At 44.0% G+C, this 18,281-nt stretch carries 14 protein-coding genes; 4 read left to right on the forward strand and 10 right to left on the reverse strand.

Going from position 1 to position 18,281, the window contains the following annotated elements:
- Positions 1 to 30: 30 nt before the first annotated feature.
- From ftsH to BG260_RS11780, 4 genes are all read left to right on the forward strand, one after another.
- Positions 31 to 1,878, forward strand: a complete 1,848-nt coding sequence (gene ftsH / locus BG260_RS11765; protein ID WP_069132955.1) for an ATP-dependent zinc metalloprotease FtsH — start codon at positions 31 to 33, stop codon at positions 1,876 to 1,878.
- A 335-nt stretch (positions 1,879 to 2,213) separates the two neighbouring features.
- Positions 2,214 to 2,993: a DUF305 domain-containing protein gene (locus BG260_RS11770; RefSeq protein WP_069132915.1), complete on the forward strand. Its 780-nt coding sequence runs from the start codon at positions 2,214 to 2,216 to the stop codon at positions 2,991 to 2,993.
- A 110-nt stretch (positions 2,994 to 3,103) separates the two neighbouring features.
- Positions 3,104 to 5,095: an LVIVD repeat-containing protein gene (locus tag BG260_RS11775; protein WP_069132917.1), complete on the forward strand. Its 1,992-nt coding sequence runs from the start codon at positions 3,104 to 3,106 to the stop codon at positions 5,093 to 5,095.
- Between the two features lie 124 nt (positions 5,096 to 5,219).
- A complete protein-coding gene (locus tag BG260_RS11780) occupies positions 5,220 to 5,762 on the forward strand; it encodes a hypothetical protein (protein WP_141691592.1) in 543 nt (180 codons plus the stop codon).
- Positions 5,763 to 6,648: 886 nt separating this feature from the next.
- On the opposite strand, the gene BG260_RS11790 is transcribed toward BG260_RS11780, so the two are convergent.
- From BG260_RS11790 to BG260_RS14295, 10 genes are all read right to left on the reverse strand, one after another.
- Positions 6,649 to 10,032 carry a DEAD/DEAH box helicase family protein gene (locus BG260_RS11790; protein WP_069132924.1) on the reverse strand — a complete coding sequence of 1,128 codons (3,384 nt, stop codon included), beginning with the start codon at positions 10,030 to 10,032 and terminating at the stop codon, positions 6,649 to 6,651.
- Positions 10,033 to 10,238: 206 nt separating this feature from the next.
- Entirely contained in the window at positions 10,239 to 10,853 is a 615-nt protein-coding gene (locus BG260_RS11795) for an RloB family protein (RefSeq protein WP_069132926.1), read from the reverse strand.
- The gene (locus BG260_RS11800) at positions 10,846 to 12,213 is read right to left on the reverse strand and encodes an AAA family ATPase (protein WP_141691593.1); all 1,368 of its coding nucleotides are present in this window, start codon (positions 12,211 to 12,213) and stop codon (positions 10,846 to 10,848) included. The genes BG260_RS11795 and BG260_RS11800 overlap by 8 nt, the downstream gene beginning before the upstream one ends.
- A 94-nt stretch (positions 12,214 to 12,307) precedes the next feature.
- A complete protein-coding gene (locus BG260_RS11805) occupies positions 12,308 to 12,922 on the reverse strand; it encodes a type IV toxin-antitoxin system AbiEi family antitoxin domain-containing protein (RefSeq protein ID WP_069132930.1) in 615 nt (204 codons plus the stop codon).
- A gap of 105 nt (positions 12,923 to 13,027) precedes the next feature.
- On the reverse strand, positions 13,028 to 13,429 hold the full coding sequence (locus BG260_RS11810) for a PIN-like domain-containing protein (RefSeq protein WP_069132932.1): 402 nt from the start codon (positions 13,427 to 13,429) through the stop codon (positions 13,028 to 13,030).
- On the reverse strand, positions 13,426 to 14,109 hold the full coding sequence (locus BG260_RS11815; protein WP_069132934.1) for a DUF433 domain-containing protein: 684 nt from the start codon (positions 14,107 to 14,109) through the stop codon (positions 13,426 to 13,428). The genes BG260_RS11810 and BG260_RS11815 overlap by 4 nt, the downstream gene beginning before the upstream one ends.
- Positions 14,110 to 15,020: 911 nt before the next feature.
- On the reverse strand, positions 15,021 to 16,175 hold the full coding sequence (locus tag BG260_RS11820) for a restriction endonuclease subunit S (RefSeq protein ID WP_069132936.1): 1,155 nt from the start codon (positions 16,173 to 16,175) through the stop codon (positions 15,021 to 15,023).
- Positions 16,172 to 17,650: a type I restriction-modification system subunit M gene (locus tag BG260_RS11825; protein ID WP_069132938.1), complete on the reverse strand. Its 1,479-nt coding sequence runs from the start codon at positions 17,648 to 17,650 to the stop codon at positions 16,172 to 16,174. Before BG260_RS11825 ends, BG260_RS11820 begins: the two co-directional genes overlap by 4 nt.
- Before the next feature lie 157 nt (positions 17,651 to 17,807).
- Positions 17,808 to 18,017, reverse strand: a complete 210-nt coding sequence (locus BG260_RS11830) for a hypothetical protein (protein WP_069132941.1) — start codon at positions 18,015 to 18,017, stop codon at positions 17,808 to 17,810.
- Positions 18,018 to 18,066: 49 nt separating this feature from the next.
- A partial coding sequence (locus BG260_RS14295) for a hypothetical protein (protein WP_218089768.1) occupies positions 18,067 to 18,281 on the reverse strand: 215 nt, incomplete at its 5' end.

Below are 18,281 nucleotides of genomic sequence, written 5' to 3' on the forward strand. Positions count from 1 at the left end.
GACAGCTCAAAAAATAAAGATTCCAATAAAATGAAGCGCCCTACAGGCACCATTTACTGGATCTATCTCTTTCTGTTTGTCATGCTCGGCTACTGGGTATTAACGGACAGTGGCGGACTTTTTGGCAGCCAGGCTGAAATTGAGTACAGCACGTTTAAACAGCAGCTTCGAAGTGATAATATCGAAAGTGTGCACATTCAGGGTGATCGGATTCGGGGTGAATTCCGGGAGTCTCAGGTTCTTAACAGAACTGAAGCAGATACTACGTCTCATAAAAACTTCGTCACGGTCATTCCCTCATTTGGGGATGAAGGACTCTCCTCCCTGCTGGAAGAGAACGATGTAGTCATTACGGCTGAATCGGACTCTGATGGATTCTGGTGGTATTTCTTGATCTTTTCCATGCCACTCTTCTTCCTTCTGATTATCGGATACATGTTCTACCGGCGCATGCAGATGCAGGGACGCGGAATGTTTAACATCGGGAAAAGCCAGGCTAAATTGCAGGAACCCGGCAAGAACAAAACCACATTTGATAATGTGGCCGGAATGGATGGAGCTAAGACAGAACTGAGGGAGATCATAGAATTTTTAAAAGATCCCAAACGATTTGAAGAGATTGGGGCAAAACTGCCCAAAGGCGTATTGTTGATGGGTCCTCCGGGAACCGGTAAAACACTGCTTGCCCGCGCTGTTGCCGGTGAAGCCGGTGTCCCATTCTTTACCATTACCGGGTCTGACTTTATGGAGATGTTTGTAGGTGTAGGCGCAAAACGGGTACGTGAAATGTTTAAGCAGGCCAAAGAGAAATCTCCTGCAATCATATTTATTGATGAGATCGACTCCATCGGCAGAAAACGAGGCGCCGGCGTTGGTGGCGGACATGATGAACGTGAACAAACTCTGAATCAGCTCTTGGCAGAACTGGATGGTTTTGAGCCGAGTGAAAACGTAATTGTAATGGCGGCAACCAACCGTCCCGATATTCTGGACCCTGCCCTTCTGAGACCCGGGCGTTTTGATCGCCAGATTACGGTAGATCTTCCATCGCAAAACTCCCGGCATGAAATTCTGAAAATTCACGCGAAAAACAAGACCATCGACGAAAGTGTAAATCTGGATAAAATTGCCCGAAGTACTCCCGGATTCAGCGGTGCCGATCTGGAGAACCTTCTCAATGAAGCTTCTCTGTACGCCGGCCGTAACAAACGGCGAAAGATCATCATGGATGATATTGAAAATGCACGGGACAAAATTATGATGGGCCTCGAACGTGAAGGAATGCAGATTGATGATGATGAGAAGAAAATTCTTGCCTATCACGAGGCGGGCCATGCCATTGTAGCCGCGGCACTGCCAAACAGCGACCCGCTTCATAAAGTATCGGTTATCCCACGCGGTAAAGCAATGGGACAAACCATGCAGCTTCCCGAAAAAGAGAAATATCTCTACAACAAAGAGTACTTGCTCGATCGGATGGCGGTAATTATGGGCGGGCGCGCCGCCGAGCAGCTCATCTTCAACACTGCAACAAGCGGTGCCCAGAACGACCTTATGAGGGTAGCAAAACTCTCCCGAAAAATGGTGGTTGAATGGGGTATGAGTGATAAATTTGGTCACCTTGCATTTGGAAGTGATGAGGAGGACGTATTTCTTGGCCGGGATATGACCCGACAAAAGAGCTACAGTGACGCCACGGCTCGTGAGATCGATGAGGAGGTGCAGGAGATCTCCCGAGAGGCGTATGAGCGTGCTGTCAAAATTCTTCAAAAGCATAAAGATGCCTTTGATCAACTTGCCGAACTGCTCATTGAAAAAGAGGAAGTTTCCGGTGAGGAGGTTTTAAAACTGATGAAGAAAGATCAGGACAGTGATTGATTCTGTTTCTAATACGGAACGGGGATTCATTTTTTCTAAAAGTGAATCCCCTTATTTATTTCAAGAGAGTTATTGATTGATTGAAGATTTACCCTGTTTTTGAACATTCAGAGCAAACTTTTTACACTTTTTCACGTTTATTCGCTTTTGATTCTTAAAAAATATGATGTAACGTTCAGCTTCATAATGCAGGTAATGGTGTAGCGTTCTCAAACACGAATTTTTGACAGCAAAGTCAAATCCGGATTTTACCCCTCTGATTGACTCATCTGTTAAGCGTTGTTCTATTTGAGCGCCGATCAAAAATCCTTCAACTTTATAAACGAATTAGGTACATGTTTTTCAACGTATCAAAAAGTTCTGCTCTTTCTCTTTTCCCGGCTCTCTTATTCATCATATTTATGATCTCTGCATGTTCTTCAACCGAACAGGTGAGTGAGTCGAATCAAACAAGTTCCGATCAAACCCAAATGGCCGAGAGGGAACAGAGAAATCATGCCGAAATGGAGGCCATTTTCTGGGAGAGAGTGGAACGGGATAAACAAAATTACACACAGGCTGATATCGATTTCATGACCGGAATGATCGGTCATCACGCTCAAGCACTTATTATGAGTCGTCTTGCCCCGGAGAATGGAGCCAGTCAATCCATTCAAACACTTGCAGCAAGAATCATCAATGCACAGCAGGATGAAATTGCCTTAATGCAACGGTGGCTCAGAGACAGAAATGAGCCCGTACCTGAAGTTCACATCGACGGTCTAAACCTGATGATACATATGGAAGGCCAAAGCGATGAAGATAGAGATCATGGAAATCACTCAGGCCATGGAGGGCACGGCAGTGATATGATGCACGACCACAGCGATATGCCCGGTATGCTTTGCCAGGAACAGCTCGAAGAGTTGGCAGAAGCAAGAGGCACAGAGTTTGACAGATTGTTTTTAACCTATATGATTGAGCACCACGAAGGAGCCGTTATTATGGTTGAAAACCTGTTTGCCGCAGATGGCGCAGCATCCGACTACCAATCATTTGAACTGGCATCCGGCATTAATGCCGATCAGGTAACTGAAATTGAACGTATGAAATTAATGCTCGAGAATATCGACTAAAACGTTACAGCTTCTCGAGGGTTATACATATCGGTTTTAAGAACAACGTCATTTACACATTAAAACCGATTTAAACATCTATCCGATAACCCAAACAAACAATCCTATATATGAAACGATTACTACCCGGGATACTCCTGGCTCTGGCCTCTCTGGTCACAGTTTACAGCTGTGCATCTTCAGATATGCCTGAACAGGATCCTCAACCCTCACTTCAGCCGATCACCGAAATTGAACAGCCAAATCCTGATCCACGCGTTGGACTCGGCGCCGGGCTTTTCGACTACGAAGAAGCTATTTGGAATTTAAACTTGGTTTCGGTTACTCCTCCACCGGAAGAGTTTCTTGGATCATGGAGTACTGATCTTGCATTTAAAGACAACTATGTCATTCAGGGTAATTACAATGGATTTATTGTTTGGGATATGTCAAATCCCGCCAACCCCGAAGTAGTGGTGGACTTCCTCTGCCCCGCTTCTCAAAGTGATGTTTCCGTTTATGAAAACCTTTTGTTTGTCTCAGGCGAGGGTCTTGGCGGGCGTCTTGATTGTGGTACTGAAGGTGTTCAGGATCGCGTAAGTGAAGATCGACTTCGAGGAATCAGAATTTTTGATATTTCCGATATCAGGAATCCGGAGTATATCTCCAACGTACAAACCTGTCGCGGTTCTCACACTCACTCGGTACTGAAAGATCCAAATGATAATGAGAATGTATATGTGTACATCTCAGGTTCAGCTCCGGTTCGTCCTGAAGAGGAACTGCCTGGATGTTCCAGCGCTTTCCCGGATGAAGATCCAAACAGCGCTCTGTTCCGAATTGAAGTGATCAAAGTGCCGCTTGCAAACCCGGAAGAAGCGCATATTGCCAACTCTCCCCGAATCTTTGAGGGGCTGACAGCACCTCCAACTCACGGCCCGGCTCCCGAAGAACTGGCTGCCATTGAGCGTGCCCGGGAAGCAGGCAGTTTTGTGGCAAATTATGACGGGTCACCACGAGTTGTAAATAACAGACTAGTTGAAGCTCTGCTTGAACAGATTGTAGAAGAGCGCGGCGGAGAAGGTGAACCAACCGAAGCCGACAGTACAACTCTTCGTGAAAATCTGGATGAAATTTATGCAAACTTTATGGAAGAGCGACTTGCTGCTCGCGGTCGCGGACAGGATGTAGGACCCAACCAGTGCCACGATATTACACTCTACCCTGAGGTAGGTCTTGCCGGCGGAGCATGTGAAGGTTACGGATTGCTGCTCGATATTACCAACCCTGTGAACCCAACACGTATTGATGCCGTAGCAGATTCCAACTTCGCATACTGGCACTCCGCTACATTTAACAATGATGGTTCAACCGTTCTCTTTACAGACGAATGGGGTGGCGGAACACAGCCAAAATGCCGTGAAACCGATCCATACGAGTGGGGAGCAAATGCAATCTATTCAATTGGTGAAGATGGCAAGATGGAATTTCAAAGCTATTTCAAGATGCCGGCTCCGCAAACTTCTGCCGAAAACTGTGTAGCACACAACGGATCCATGATTCCAATTCCCGGTCGAGATATCATGGTTCAATCCTGGTACCAGGGTGGTATTAATGTATTCGATTTCACCGATCCGAAAAACCCTGTTGAAATTGCGTTCCACGACAGAGGGCCAATCAACCCGGAAAGAGTGGAGACAGGCGGAAGCTGGTCAATCTACTGGTACAACGGATACCTGGTGAACTCTGAAATTGCCCGCGGCCTTGATATTTTTGAATTGGTTCCAAGTGAATTTCTGACCCAGAATGAAATTGATGCAGCCAATACGGTTGTTCTGGAGTACAAAAACGCCCAGGGACAACCAAAATATGAGTGGCCATCTACCTTTGCACTTGCCCGAGCCTACGCAGACCAGCTTGAAAGAGACAGAGAGTTAAACATGCGCTCTATTCAGATGATTCGTAACGGACTGAATGAAGCTGAAAGCGCAAGTGGTTCAAGAAAATCTCGTGTACTGAATGAAGTTGCAGCTTCACTGACAAACAGTGCTGCTTCCTCATCAAACAGTGACAAGGTAATGGAACTGGCCAGAGTCATTCGAGATCTCGGTTCCGCATCTTAATAAAGCTTGATAATTCGTTTACAAGCCGGTTGCAAAATTTGCAGCCGGCTTTTTTTATGCTCATCTGAAACTATGAACACATAGGCGCGTAGGGTTAAATAACCCAGAACAAACCGTTACACTTATGCCTGTTATTTATAAATCAATTCTATCCTGCCTTCTCTTAGTTATAACAATGATTGGCACTCCTCAATCAATTGATGCACAACACAATTCCATTTTTAATCTCGGTTCAACTTCAACAGAATCGAAAATAGTCTCCAGGGTTCAATCTTCAGAAGCCGATTTAGCTATATCAAACCGGGAAAAAAGCGTAGATCTATTGATTATACAGGATGCAGTAGTTCTTCAATTCACAAATGATTTTTTAGATGACCTGGAGAGAGAAATAAGTGGTGAAAACGAGATCTCCGATGAACCCTATATTGCGGAAATTATTCGATCGGCTGTAAGCAGTGGGGTTAAAACCATGCTCAGCAAAGCTATTGCGGTACCGTTTTCCGAAATTGAATCCGTTCGGTTCGAAGAAGGACGAATTGTAATGATCAATACGTTTGGTGAAGAGTTGTTTTCTGAGATAGAGATAGATGACACCAATATAATGGAAGATTTTCGAAGACGTGATGCAAGGCGATTTGTATCTGAAGCTGAAAGGAGATTGAAATGAAATACTTCCCTCAATAACGAAAAAAAGAGAGCGGCTTTCCCCATGCCGCTCTCTTCGGTCGTTACTTTTGAAAAGGGCTGCTCAAATCCCTTCTCAAAAGGCTCTGTCTTGATAGTCATACGTCAACATCGTGCTTCCACGATCACTTACACATATGACACAGATTTTTTCACTTCCTTACAAAAAATCTTCAGAGATCAGATAACCTGGCTACAGTTTCGGTAATACCGAGTGGTACGGGCGTGATCTCGCCGGTCATTGAAATACTTAAATCACAAAAGTGACGATATGCCTGCCCTACCTCCCCTCTTTTGACTGTATTCATTAATAACCTGAGTTCGATTGTTGAATATTGAATGTAAAAATCCCCCTTATTAAAGGGGGATTTAGGGAGATGTTTATAAGAACGTGGAAAAAACCGATGGACACCCCTCTAAATATCGCTTCGCGTTCAAAAAATGAGCCCCTTGGTAGGGGAGACTTCTTTCATAGGATATTGAAAAATTTATTAATCGAACTGAGGTTAATACAATGAGAGAAGTAGGTATGGATGCCATAAACATTGGGATTACAGAACGAAGAGGTGAGCTTTTGTTCTATTTTGATAAAACAGTTCAATCTTTGAGATTGGTAAACCCTCGAGAATCCTCGATGAGCTTGGGACAAGGGACCCCAAGTCTGACCCGAACCTGACCCGAACCTGTCCCGACTGTGACCCGAACCTGACACGAATCGGTCTCGAGTTAAATACGTGTTAAAAAGGGAATGTCAATTTGAATAAATTGTACTTACCCAAGCAGTGTGTCTGGGTGTGTACTTATACAGGTTGAACCGCTTTTGACCTTATTGCAATTGTTAATACTTCGCAATAAGAATAGTACAAAACTCAACCGATCTTCACTTCATTGAGCTTTTTGACCTTGTTTACGATTCCATCCACAAGATGAATATTGTCTTTAAATACCCCATCCAGTCCGTCCTCGTTGATAAAGTTGAAGGGCGGTTCATAGAGATTGGCTACATCTAAATTTCCATTTTTGGTGTAGAACTCGATCATCTGCTGGATGAACTGTATCTGATTGGACGAGAGCCGTTTTTCCTGCAGATACTCTTCAAACTCCCGGATTACTGCTTCACGTTTCAGGCCGGTAGCTGCCCGTATAAATCGAACCAGTTCCAACTCTTCACCTACGATCTCATGGAAGTCGTCAGGATTGATATTTGGATCGGCTTCTATCAAAAACTTCTCCAGCGTCTCAACCTCTTTATCGGTTAGCGGCTGTGCCTTCCGGACCTTTTCAATGATCAGATGATTTTTGTTCTCGGAAATAAACTGCTTCAACCGGCGCTTGTATCGCTCAGGATCTACGGCTGAATCCCCTGCAGTTGTACTGCCGTGTTCTTTCACATCCGTAAACTCATCCTGAAAGTTTGTGTAGATAGGATCTCTTTTGCTTCGATCGATCAGATGCATCAATCCCCTCAGATCTTTCCGTATCTGTTCCAGATCGAGCACGGTTACTCCTCCCCAATACTCTTCTGATAGGACATCCTTGAGAGTTTGCACCACTTTTTTAACGGCAGGGATATGCTTCTTCGACCACAAATGATCCGCCAGATCCACCAGTTTGTTCTGTGTGGGCCGCTCTTCAAGAACGCCGTCGAGCCGTTCATGCTGCAGGGTAAGAATCATCAAATCAAACCGGCGCGTTTTCTCATCTTCGTTGATGTCTACCGGTATCAGCTCTGCCAGATTGCTGACGATCTCTTTGCGCTCATGCGACTCCAGATGATCCCAAACTGAACGCTCACTCATTTTATCCACCAGCTTAAGGTACGGACGCACCTGTACGCTTTGTCGCTCCAGATTGGCAATCTGCTGATGCAGAAGGTCTAACAAGCTTTCCCGATACACCCGGAGATCTTCATCCCGATTCCACGGTTCGTTCTTCAGTTTGGCCGTCAGCAGCAGCCGCTTTTCAAATATGGATGCAGAAATCGATGGTGAGGTTTGCACATCATACCCCTCAGGGTTCTCATCGAAGAACTCAAAGTTCCCGCAAAAGTCCAGAATCAGAAAGTGTTGTTTGTGCCGGGCCGGCCCGAACAGTTCTTCACGCAGTCGTGTACCGCGACCGATCATCTGGTTGAATTTTGCCTTGCTCTTAACGGGCTTAAAGAATACCAGGTTTACTACATCCGGCGCATCAATTCCTGTATCCAGCATATCTACTGAAATTGCTATGGCCGGTAACTTACCCGGTGAGCAGAATTTGTCAATCAGATCCTGCGCCTGTTCTACCTGATTGTCTATCACGCGGGCAAAATTCCCGGCATAGTGCGGGTAGTTTTCGTCAAATACCTTCTGAATGAATACAGCGTGTTTGTGATTCTTGGCAAAGATAATGGTATCGCCCAGACGGTCACCGCCCTCAACCTTAATTCCCTGCTCCATAAGCTGGTGCAGTACCTTTTCAACCGTATCGCGATTAAACAGCCAACTGTTGAGTTTGGCCGGATCAATGTGGTCCGGGGCCACACCGGTTTCATCATCAGCCAGTAGGTCATCGTACTCAAGCTTCTCTTCTTCGGATAGGTCATTATACTTGATCCCCTCCGTTAAAAACTTACCTAATACGGATACCTTCTTTGGCGGTACCAGATAGCCGTCTTTCACGGCCTGCTCCAGGCCGTAGGCGAACGTGGGATTACCCTGCTCGGCATTGAATTTATTGTAAGTGTCGTGATCCACATCATCTTTGGGCGTAGCCGTCAGCCCCAGAAGCAGTGAATCGAAATAGCTGAAAATAGCATCGTACTTATTGTAAATACTGCGGTGAGCCTCATCAATGATCACCAGGTCAAAATATCCCGGATCGAACTTTCTCTGCCCCTCTTCCAGCTTTTCAATCTGGTTCAGCATGGTGGGATAGGTACTGAATACAACACGAGCAGCCGTATCATTCTTCTCATCTACGAGGTTCACGATCGGCACTTCAGGAAGATGTTCAGCATATGCTTTGTAAGCCTGACGCACCAGTGCATTCCGATCAGCCAGGAACAGTACCCTCTTTGCCCACTTATTTTTGAGTAGTACGTCCGTTAGAGAAACAGCTGTTCTCGTTTTACCCGTACCGGTTGCCATTACAAGAAGTGCGCGCCGGTGCCCCTTTTGGAACCGTTCACCCACGCGCCGGATCGCTTCAATCTGATAGTACCGCCCTGAAATCTTTTTGTCGATCTCGGCCAGGTGTAGTGACTGCTTTTCACGTCTCTGGAAAAAGAGCGTCTGAAGGCTGGCTTTGGTATAGAAGCCAAGCACATCTCTGGGTGGATACTCGGTATCGTCCCAAATCCAGATCTGATAGCCGTTGGAGAGAAAAATTACCGGGCGAACATCAAACTGCGCTTCAAGACAGTCGGCATAGAGTTTTGCCTGATGCTGACCCTGCTCCACACTTCGCGTTGTCCGTTTCGCCTCGACAAGTGCCAGCGGTTTGCCGTCATCATCCCAAAGCACATAATCTACATATCCGACTCCGGAGGAATTGGGCATGCCCTTCACTTTATACTCCCGAACTCTTGGAGCCGCCGGATCCCAGCCAGACTCCCGAAGCATTACATCGATCAGCAGTTCACGGGTTTCGGCCTCGTTATAGTCGTGATTATCAGCAAACTTGCGAGTCTGCAGACGCATCTGTTTAATTTCCCTGTTGCGCTGGGCAAGTTCTTCATCTTTCTCCAGCAGAGACTCCTGCAGTACCCGTAGCTCCTCAGCCCGTTCCTCCATCTGTTGCTGCAGCTTCTCCAGATCTTCGGGGGATACCTGGGGTTCTTTTTCCGTGACCGGCACTTTACCGGCATCGAATTTGATTTCCGGTTTTGGCTGCTCATCTGTCGTGTAGGTTCGATAGAGCCAATACATCACATGGAATGTCTCCCTGCAGATCTGCATCGCATCCTGCTCAGATATACGCTTCTTTTCGTGAAGGGCGATATTCCCCATCTTACGAATGGCGTCGATCTTAAAGTAAACCTGAGGGCCGATGATTTTTTTAAAGCTTATCTCGTTGATGAGCGTGTGGAAATTGGTTTCATACGGCATCTCCAGATCTTCATCATGCTCATACATCCAGAGTACCACCTGTTCAATCAGATGACGGGCTCGCCCACAAGCCCCACGCGGATCGAACCGAACAAGCTTTTCTACGGCTTTGGCATCCCCCGAAAACTCCGGCCAGTCGGGTTGTAGAAAATCGAAATTGGACATAGTATTGAAAAACCGTCTTTTGTTTGCCCCTTAATGTAATGATTTTATTTAGATATGAAGGATATAAATCAGCCTGCCCAAATTGCTTTAACATTAAACATGTAAAAGAAATCCGATTTTCTTTACATATCCAACGTAACGTGTAAAGAAAAAGCCATTTTTTTAGTGTAGTACACTACGTGTGGAGTTTTCAATGGTACCACTTACTACTGCCCCTCAAAAAACCGTTCTATAATTTGATAAACCCTGCTGCCATTTTCATTTGGCCATCTTTCTTCCAGATTATCTCTCTGCTTAGCACGCTCAATGGCTGTTTCTGCCTTATCAAAAAACATGGCAGAGTGACCTTCTGAATTCTTAGGATCACTATCAATAATGGGATTTAAAATTCTCTTTACATCATTGCAAGACTGCAATTGATCATCAGGATCTTGGTAGTGAAGCAAAAGCCAAAACTCAAAGCATGGATTGCTAACGGCTAAATCAATTCCAGCATCCATACATTCCTGAGCAGCTTTTGACAAGTGAGGCTCATATTTATCAACATCCACAACCATCCAGGTTTCATCTCCATCTTGTAATGGCTCTTTTTCCAATTCAGATTTCAAATGTTCTAAAACCTGATCAGGGGAAGACCGGTGTTCATCACAGGGTATGACTTTGAACTGAAAACGAATATCCTGTTCTTTGAAAATATCGAAATACTGTGCTTCTTTACTTGTTTGACCATCTCCGCCTTCAATACCAACAAAAATGATATTTGTATCCCTATGATGCGGAATACTACGATCAAGTGATCTTTTCTTTCTACGATTAAGCATCGGCAGGCTCTAATACATCGTAACGAATATTTGGAACGCCTCCAAAACGCCCTAATAAGTAGTCTTTATCCAGTTTTTTATCATTTCGGATATTATACTCATGTAATGATCTCAATTTTGAAGCCCCAAATTTATTTTTTTCCATAAACCACACTTCATCTCTTCGTAATAAGTCTTGGTCTAATAAATTTGTGTCGTGTGTAGTGAAGATTAACTGGCTTTTGTTTTTTCCGGGATTGATCTCATTAAACAGATTCACCAGAGTTCGGCTTAACATAGGGTGCATTCGTCGATCAAGTTCATCTACAAATACTACTTTAGCTTCTGTCTGAACATCTGCCAACAAGGGAATTAAATGCATCAGCCTTAACGTACCATCAGACTCTTCTTCCATATCGAAAGCAACTTCATTCCCTTCTTTGTCTTTATGAATGGTTTTGAGACGATACTCAATAATTTTTCCATCTTGTTTTTCATACACCCGTTGCATGATTTCTGATGAAATAAATAAACCCTGATCATCATCCATCTCATTTAATTCTGCACTGAGTTCCTCACGAAGTTCCTCTGGGTATAAAGTTAAGTCACGTTCTACGTCGATTTCTCTACTTTCACTTTTTACCCGCTCAATACCTGTACCAACTTGTTTTAATACACGACTAACAAATTTGGTGAAGTCTTCATCTTTAGTAGCGCGTAACGTAAGTTGGCGGTATTTGGATACGGCAGGGATTACAGCAAGGCTGTTTTCAAACCACCCCGTAATTTTTTCAATACCAGGATGGTTTTTTTCCTTTAGTTCATATAAGTACAATTGGTTTACCCTGGTAGAACGAGAAACCATCTGAAGCATCTTGGATGAATAGTCTTCAGCTTCTAAAGATTTTCCAGTTTCTACTACAGCTTGCTCGTCATCGCTTACTCGTTCAAATAGCTTTCTTTCTTTTGCTCCGGGACGTTGTGCATAGAGCCATTCTTCTACCACTTTTTCCTGAGTCACTGCAAATCCATAGGTATAGATCTGCCCCTCTAAATACATTACAAACTCAATAGAAGTGGGTTCCTCTCTATATTCTTTAGATAATTTAAATGGACTAACCCTAATTCTCTGACCTGATTTTGTTCCATTTACAATCAAATCCTGAGCAAATTGAATAGCATCAATGAGGTTTGTCTTTCCAGACGCATTGGCCCCATAGATAGCTCCTAACTTTAATAACTCAGCAGGCTGACTGAATTTTGTCTCCATTTTATGGGAATTATGCCCTTTTAGTCCGGAAGCAATCATCTTAAAAACTACTTCTTCCTCAATGGACTTAAAATTTTCGACCGCTACTTGAATCAACATATTAATACTCAAGGCTATTATTTGTGATTATTTCGTAAATAACGATACTAAATATAAATATTATATAAAAATTATTGTTTAGTTGTGTCCAATCTTTTACAATCTATCAATAAGCAATGGCATCTATATAAGGCTGAATTACATTTTTAACCCTACACATCTCAGAATATTCAAAAATATCAGCCAACGTAGCCTTACGCTCATTAATTCCCCGTTTCAGAGCCTCAATAGCTACATCATGCCCAATTTGATTGCGGAATTTGAAACAGTCGGCAATGGTCTTGGCCGGGTTGAATACTTTTACTGAGATTCCATCGAACTGTTTTGTTTCTACTCCTGCGGTTAGGGTCTCCTCTGAGAAGCGGTACACGTTTACAGGAGGATAGTCAAGTGATGGATTTCGACTTGTGCGAGGCAGGGCTATATGCACCTTGTGCGGTATCTCGTCCGTCATCTCATGGAGGTCCAGGGCAGAAATGAGACAGATAACGGCATCCGGAATTTTGCGGGATATTACAACGAAATCCGGGTTACTGAGGGGTTCGCTGTCTTGAAGTTGATATACGCCCCGCTCCAGCTGAGTCAGGTATCCTTCATCCCTCATGTAGTACAGGGTACGGGGATAAATGCCGGCATCCAGTGCCTCGGCCGTTCGCATAACGCCCTCATGCTCTTTAAAGATCTCGATAGCGTCTTCTATTTTATCAGTTGAAACGTACATGATGTATAAATATACATACAGTTTTTAATAAGTGTATGCGTTTTTATACACAGTTGCAATAACTGAAACTTTGTTTCGAATTTTGAAACACAAGCAAGTCTATACTCACAACCGATCCGGTTTTGCCGATCTTGGGGTCACAACCAAAGCGAAGGGTTTATTCAATTTCCGGACCTCTTCTTTCACCACTTTCCATCTTTTGATATAGAACTCAACTAAGTCCCAATATTGATAGCCATTTTTGGGTGGCTTGAAGAACACTACCCCAAGACCCTGTTGCTTATACAACTCTCTTTGCTGGCGAACTCTGTGAATGTTTAAATCTTGGGTGATGACGATTCCATCTTCAGCAGCAACTTTTGGAATCCAAACATCATCCGGTGTTCCTGGGCCAAATACCTCCCGAATGGTATAGACCTTTATGTTTTCTTGAACTCGTGGATTTTGGAGAATTGCCAAAGCCCGGGCTATGTTTGGCGTAATATTCTCATCCACATAGAACTTCATGCAGCATTTCGCTTCATGAACGACATCACATCCTCTACAGCATTCAGGTTTACGTCATAGATAGTTGCAACAAATTCGGGAGATTCTCCGGCATTCAGCATACTAAAAATTGTTTCTACAGTAATATTTGTGCCGTTAATTACCGGCTGACCGAAACTGTGATGCGGATCGACCACAATTTGATGGTCTTTGCCCAAGGGCCAGAAACGCTCAGCAAGCTGAGTTTTATCCTGGAAATCGATCTTTTTGCAATAGGGGGCTACCAGATCGGTAAATGACAACTGCTGCTTTTCATCCACCTCTAATAACGAAGATTCCAAAAGCTCATAAAAAATGCTCTTACCGTCTGACATCAATTCGGCATGAGCAAATGGATAATTAGTATCCAGCATTTCTGACAGTTTGGAATGGGCGAGTTTGATTTTAGGGAAGCTCACTCCAATTTCACGAAAGGAATCTACCGCAATGATTTCAATGAGTGTTAAAAAGTGAAATGCCTTCTCCCTGCTCTCTCCCCAGGTATACGATTGATCCACATCCTGAAGAAACTCCAACTCCCAGTATTTTTTGACCCAGCGACGCACCTTACTGACCGGCATGTCTAAAATTGCAGCAGCATCCGGAATGGAATAGATTCCTTTACCTAATTGGGGCTCTATGATGGTTGTTGGTGCGTTCATTTGGATGTTTTATTGAATGATTGATACTGAATATAACGAAAATTAATTATCGAGGATTGCACATGTGTTTCCAGCTTTCATTCCATCATCCAGCTTCAGGGAGATCCCTCCACTCTCCGCCGGATGGCGGTGAAGCTGAGCGAACTCTTTAATCCAACTCAATAACCCTACCCAAAAACCTCCTGCACCAACGAGAACAAAACTTCTTTATACAACATGCTGCCCCGTCCGGGGCAATTGGTGGTAAGGCTTCTGCTTTTTTCAACAAACATATCGTCCCGCTGGGACGGGGCCCTGGCGCACAATGTATTTTGCAACAATCAAAGCGTGCCTGACGGGACGGGCTTTTGCCACATGAGGGCAAAGTACTCGCGCCGGAGGTGCGGTATCTTTGTACAAAACCCCCAGCCTTAATAAATCCCGCGCGCCGGCAGGTGCGCTACCTGTAAAGCAGCAAAAGGCATCTCTCATCCGCCGTGAACCATCGCCGTTTTATCCCGGGCTTCGCTTTGGGCTATTTCTCTTTTTTCTTTCATCAATAGCTAATCATTTCTTCAGTATAAATAAATCATCATCCTCTAAATAGTCTGCTAATCCCCTTTTTACCAATCTTTTCCACACTGCAGTTCCTGCTTCTGATCTCCACTCTCCTAAAAAAACCTTAATCCTGTTAGAACTGGATATGATTTGTTTATCAGGATATTGTTTTTGGGCCTCAAGAATCAGCGCTTCCGGCAGCCCTTTCCCCTTATATTATATATGTTTTGACAATCAAACATATCTGTCACTTTCAAATAGTTTTCACCGACTGGCGCGACCTTAAAATCAAACCATTTTTTCTCTATCAATCTTCATAGGTGTTCCAACCTTTTGGTATAGCTGTAAATAAAATTCAAACTCACTTTTCTCCATCACCCAAACGTCTCCTGCACCAACGACGAAAACAACTCTTCTGATTTTTTGATTTGGCTTCTTAGCCTTTTTTTATCCTCACTTATCTCTGTGGCTATTTCTTCAAATCGTATCTGTTTCTCTATTGATGGCTTTACAACCTTAAATCGATCAAAGAAGTGAGTAGGAACGCGTTTTTGTCCGGCACTCCCTGTCATGAAGGATTCAGCAATTTTCCGGAATTTATCAGAATGCGTTAGGTGATAAATCCATGTCGACCTGCTTACACCTTCAATCGGTCTTAGTACATGAAATTCAGTAGAACCAAAACCTAAACCATTTCTAAGTCCTTTGGCAATTGCTCCCTTACCATTTTCCATACATGGTGTGATTTTGGCAAAGAGCACATCGTCTTCTTTGAAGTAAGTATAGCCTTTCCAGGATTCTTCAATAGTTTGGCTTTCAGAAAGGTTTAAACTTCCATTTTCACCAACATCAGCCATACCTAAAAAAGAAGCCTCCATTGATTTATCTATATCAGAGATTTCAGACTTCCTGGGATTTAGTTTTACTAACTCTGAAAGTGAAATCTTTTCGCTCTCAACATCCCCAAACATCTCCAAAAACACGCTTTGGATGAGCTCGTCGTATTTGGCGAGCATTTCTTTGTCGATGTCGATGAGCCGCTGCGCCCGGTCCAGCTTCGCCACAATCGCTTTCTGCTCGGACAGGCTGGGGAGGGGGATTTCGAACTTCGCAAGTTCTTTTGTACTGATATTCGGCTGTGCAACACCTTGGGCCTTATTTAAAATATCACCAGTAATTTTTGAGACGTAATAACTCAGATATTTTTGGACAGCTTTACCATTTTTAGCTCTTACCAAACCAACGCGCTGATTTAATAGTGACGGTCTTTCAATATTATAAACACCGGTCTTTCCTGTCGTAGCACCAGACAATGCTACAAGAATATCACCTCGCCTTATTTGATAGTTTTCATAGTCACCTAAATAGCTTTCAGGCAAATATTGTTTGAGTGTATTTTCAGATACTTCACCGCCCTGAATATTTGAAATCTTGATAACAGGAACTCCTGAAGTTTCATTAAAGTCTTTGCTTTTGAACGCATATCCTCCAAACACTTCAGCTATTTCACCTAATTCTACCTCTCTCAAACCATCCCCTCCAGTTCATCCAAAATTTTCAGGCGTTCTTCGGCGAGCTGTCGCAATCCGGGCTGACCGTCTTTTCCGTTGATGATGGTTTTGGGATCGTCGTACTCCACTTCTTCGTACTCAATCTCTTTGTAGCGGTTGATGGAGAGGTCGTAATTTTGCTCCACGATCTCGTCTTTGGTCACGAGGAAACTTTGGTCGGTGCGCTTGCGGCCGGTTTCCTCCTCCAGGTTGTGGTATCGCTCAATGATGTCGGGGATGTCGTCGTCCTCTATTTTGTCGCGTTTGTCATCCAGGGAATAGCCGTCGGCTTTCATATCGTAGAACCAGACGTTATCGGTACCGCCCGAGTTCGTTTTGGTAAAGATGATCACGGCTGTACTCACTCCGGCATACGGTTTAAACACCCCGCTCGGCATGGAGATCACAGCATTCAGTTGTTGCTCTTCTACCAATATCCGGCGAATTTCTTTGTGCGCTTTGGAACTCCCGAACAGCACGCCATCCGGTACCACCACCGCGGCACGGCCGCCAATTTTCAGCGCCCGCAAAAAGAGGGCATTAAAGAGCAGCTCGGTCTTCTTGGTTTTGACGGTCTGAAGCAGGTCTGTGGCCACACTGTCGTAATCGAGTGATCCCTTGAAGGGAGGATTGGCGAGAATCAGGTCAAACCGTTCTTTTAGATCGTTATCATCTGAAGAGGAAAGCGAATCTTTGTAGTCAATCGTGGCACCGTTAAATCCATGCATCACCATGTTCATATTCCCAATCCGAAGCATGGAACTGTCAAAATCGTACCCGGTAAACATCTCGCTCTGGAAGTGTTCACGGACTTCATCATCCACCATCGCCGTTGCGTGGTTGTTGCGCACATACTCACCGGCCGCCACCAAAAATCCGGCCGTACCGCAGGCGGGATCGGCAATATTCTCTTTCGGCTTTGGCTGTGTCAGCTCCACCATCATTTTAATAATATGTCGCGGTGTACGGAACTGCCCGTTTTGTCCCGCCACGCTAAGTTTAGACAACATATACTCATACATATCGCCCTTAGTATCGCGATCCTTCATCTCCAGCTGATCCATCAGTTCCACCACCCTCGCCAGGGTAGAAGGCTTGGGAAACAAAAACATCGCCCCTTCCATATGCTTGCGGTACGTACTCCCGTTCTGGCCACCAAGCTCTTTGATAAACGGAAACACCTCATCCCGAATCGTATCAAACATCACCTCCGGATCAAGCTGTTTCAAATTCTTCCACCGCAAATGATCCTGAGCCTCCGAAAACGTTGGGTCTTCGATCGGCTTTCCGGTGCGTTGAGCTTTTTTCTCCTTTCGAGTCTGCTCGTCATCCAGCCCTTTGATGAATAGGAGGTAGGTCAGCTGTTCAATGACGGTCAGCGGATTGGCAATTCCGGCGGACCACAGTGTTTCCCAGATTTTATCGACTTTGTTTTTAATCTCGCCTGTTAGCATGATGAATACATTATTATTTCTGACATCCCATTTTTAAAGTTGCCCTATCTTACAATTTCGATTGTGTAAAAGCAATGCGAACAATGTAGTAATGATGAGTGACTGCGTGGTGGCAGGGCATAATTCTCTTAGAAGAATTCTCCAAAAAGGAAGGCTATCACCCCCCGTCTTTATTATTATCCAATTGCTCTCGAATTTGTTCTAACTGTTCATCTATCGGAAGTATAGTTTCTTCAACCATTTGGACTATTTCCCTACATACATCAGGTATATTTTCAATGTAAGAAGACACTATATAGCTATTTAGAACTACTGATGGGTAACCACCAAAAAGGTTAAATAAGAATTTCTCTCTTTCCAGTTCCATCAACTTATAAATTATGCTTCCTTCATTGAACTCGAAATCCTCATCATTCTTAAGAATGATAGAATAAAGGACCTAATGAAGTAGGAGTGACTACACTTCCTATAGTATAATTAGCAACAAAATTACTACCGGATTCAGCACTTGAGTTTTGAATTATGTAGGAAGGAGTATCTTCAACAATCTGAATATTAGATAAACTATTGATATTTCTTTCCAAACATGAATTTAACATCGAAACCCAATCACCGGTTGAATTTAGTTTAA

The sequence above is a fragment of the Rhodohalobacter halophilus genome (assembly GCF_001715195.1).
Taxonomy (GTDB): Bacteria; Bacteroidota; Rhodothermia; order Balneolales; family Balneolaceae; genus Rhodohalobacter; species Rhodohalobacter halophilus.

Coding starts and splice junctions, on each gene's coding strand:
- BG260_RS11775 (WP_069132917.1), top strand. CDS start 3,104: ATGAAACGATTACTACCCGGGATACTCCTGGCTCTGGCCTCTCTGGTC.
- BG260_RS11825 (WP_069132938.1), bottom strand. CDS start 17,650: ATGCTAACAGGCGAGATTAAAAACAAAGTCGATAAAATCTGGGAAACA.
- ftsH (WP_069132955.1), top strand. CDS start 31: ATGAAGCGCCCTACAGGCACCATTTACTGGATCTATCTCTTTCTGTTT.
- BG260_RS11830 (WP_069132941.1), bottom strand. CDS start 18,017: ATGGAACTGGAAAGAGAGAAATTCTTATTTAACCTTTTTGGTGGTTAC.
- BG260_RS11795 (WP_069132926.1), bottom strand. CDS start 10,853: ATGCTTAATCGTAGAAAGAAAAGATCACTTGATCGTAGTATTCCGCAT.
- BG260_RS11770 (WP_069132915.1), top strand. CDS start 2,214: ATGTTTTTCAACGTATCAAAAAGTTCTGCTCTTTCTCTTTTCCCGGCT.
- BG260_RS11810 (WP_069132932.1), bottom strand. CDS start 13,429: ATGAAGTTCTATGTGGATGAGAATATTACGCCAAACATAGCCCGGGCT.
- BG260_RS11805 (WP_069132930.1), bottom strand. CDS start 12,922: ATGTACGTTTCAACTGATAAAATAGAAGACGCTATCGAGATCTTTAAA.
- BG260_RS11815 (WP_069132934.1), bottom strand. CDS start 14,109: ATGAACGCACCAACAACCATCATAGAGCCCCAATTAGGTAAAGGAATC.
- BG260_RS11790 (WP_069132924.1), bottom strand. CDS start 10,032: ATGTCCAATTTCGATTTTCTACAACCCGACTGGCCGGAGTTTTCGGGG.
- BG260_RS11780 (WP_141691592.1), top strand. CDS start 5,220: ATGCCTGTTATTTATAAATCAATTCTATCCTGCCTTCTCTTAGTTATA.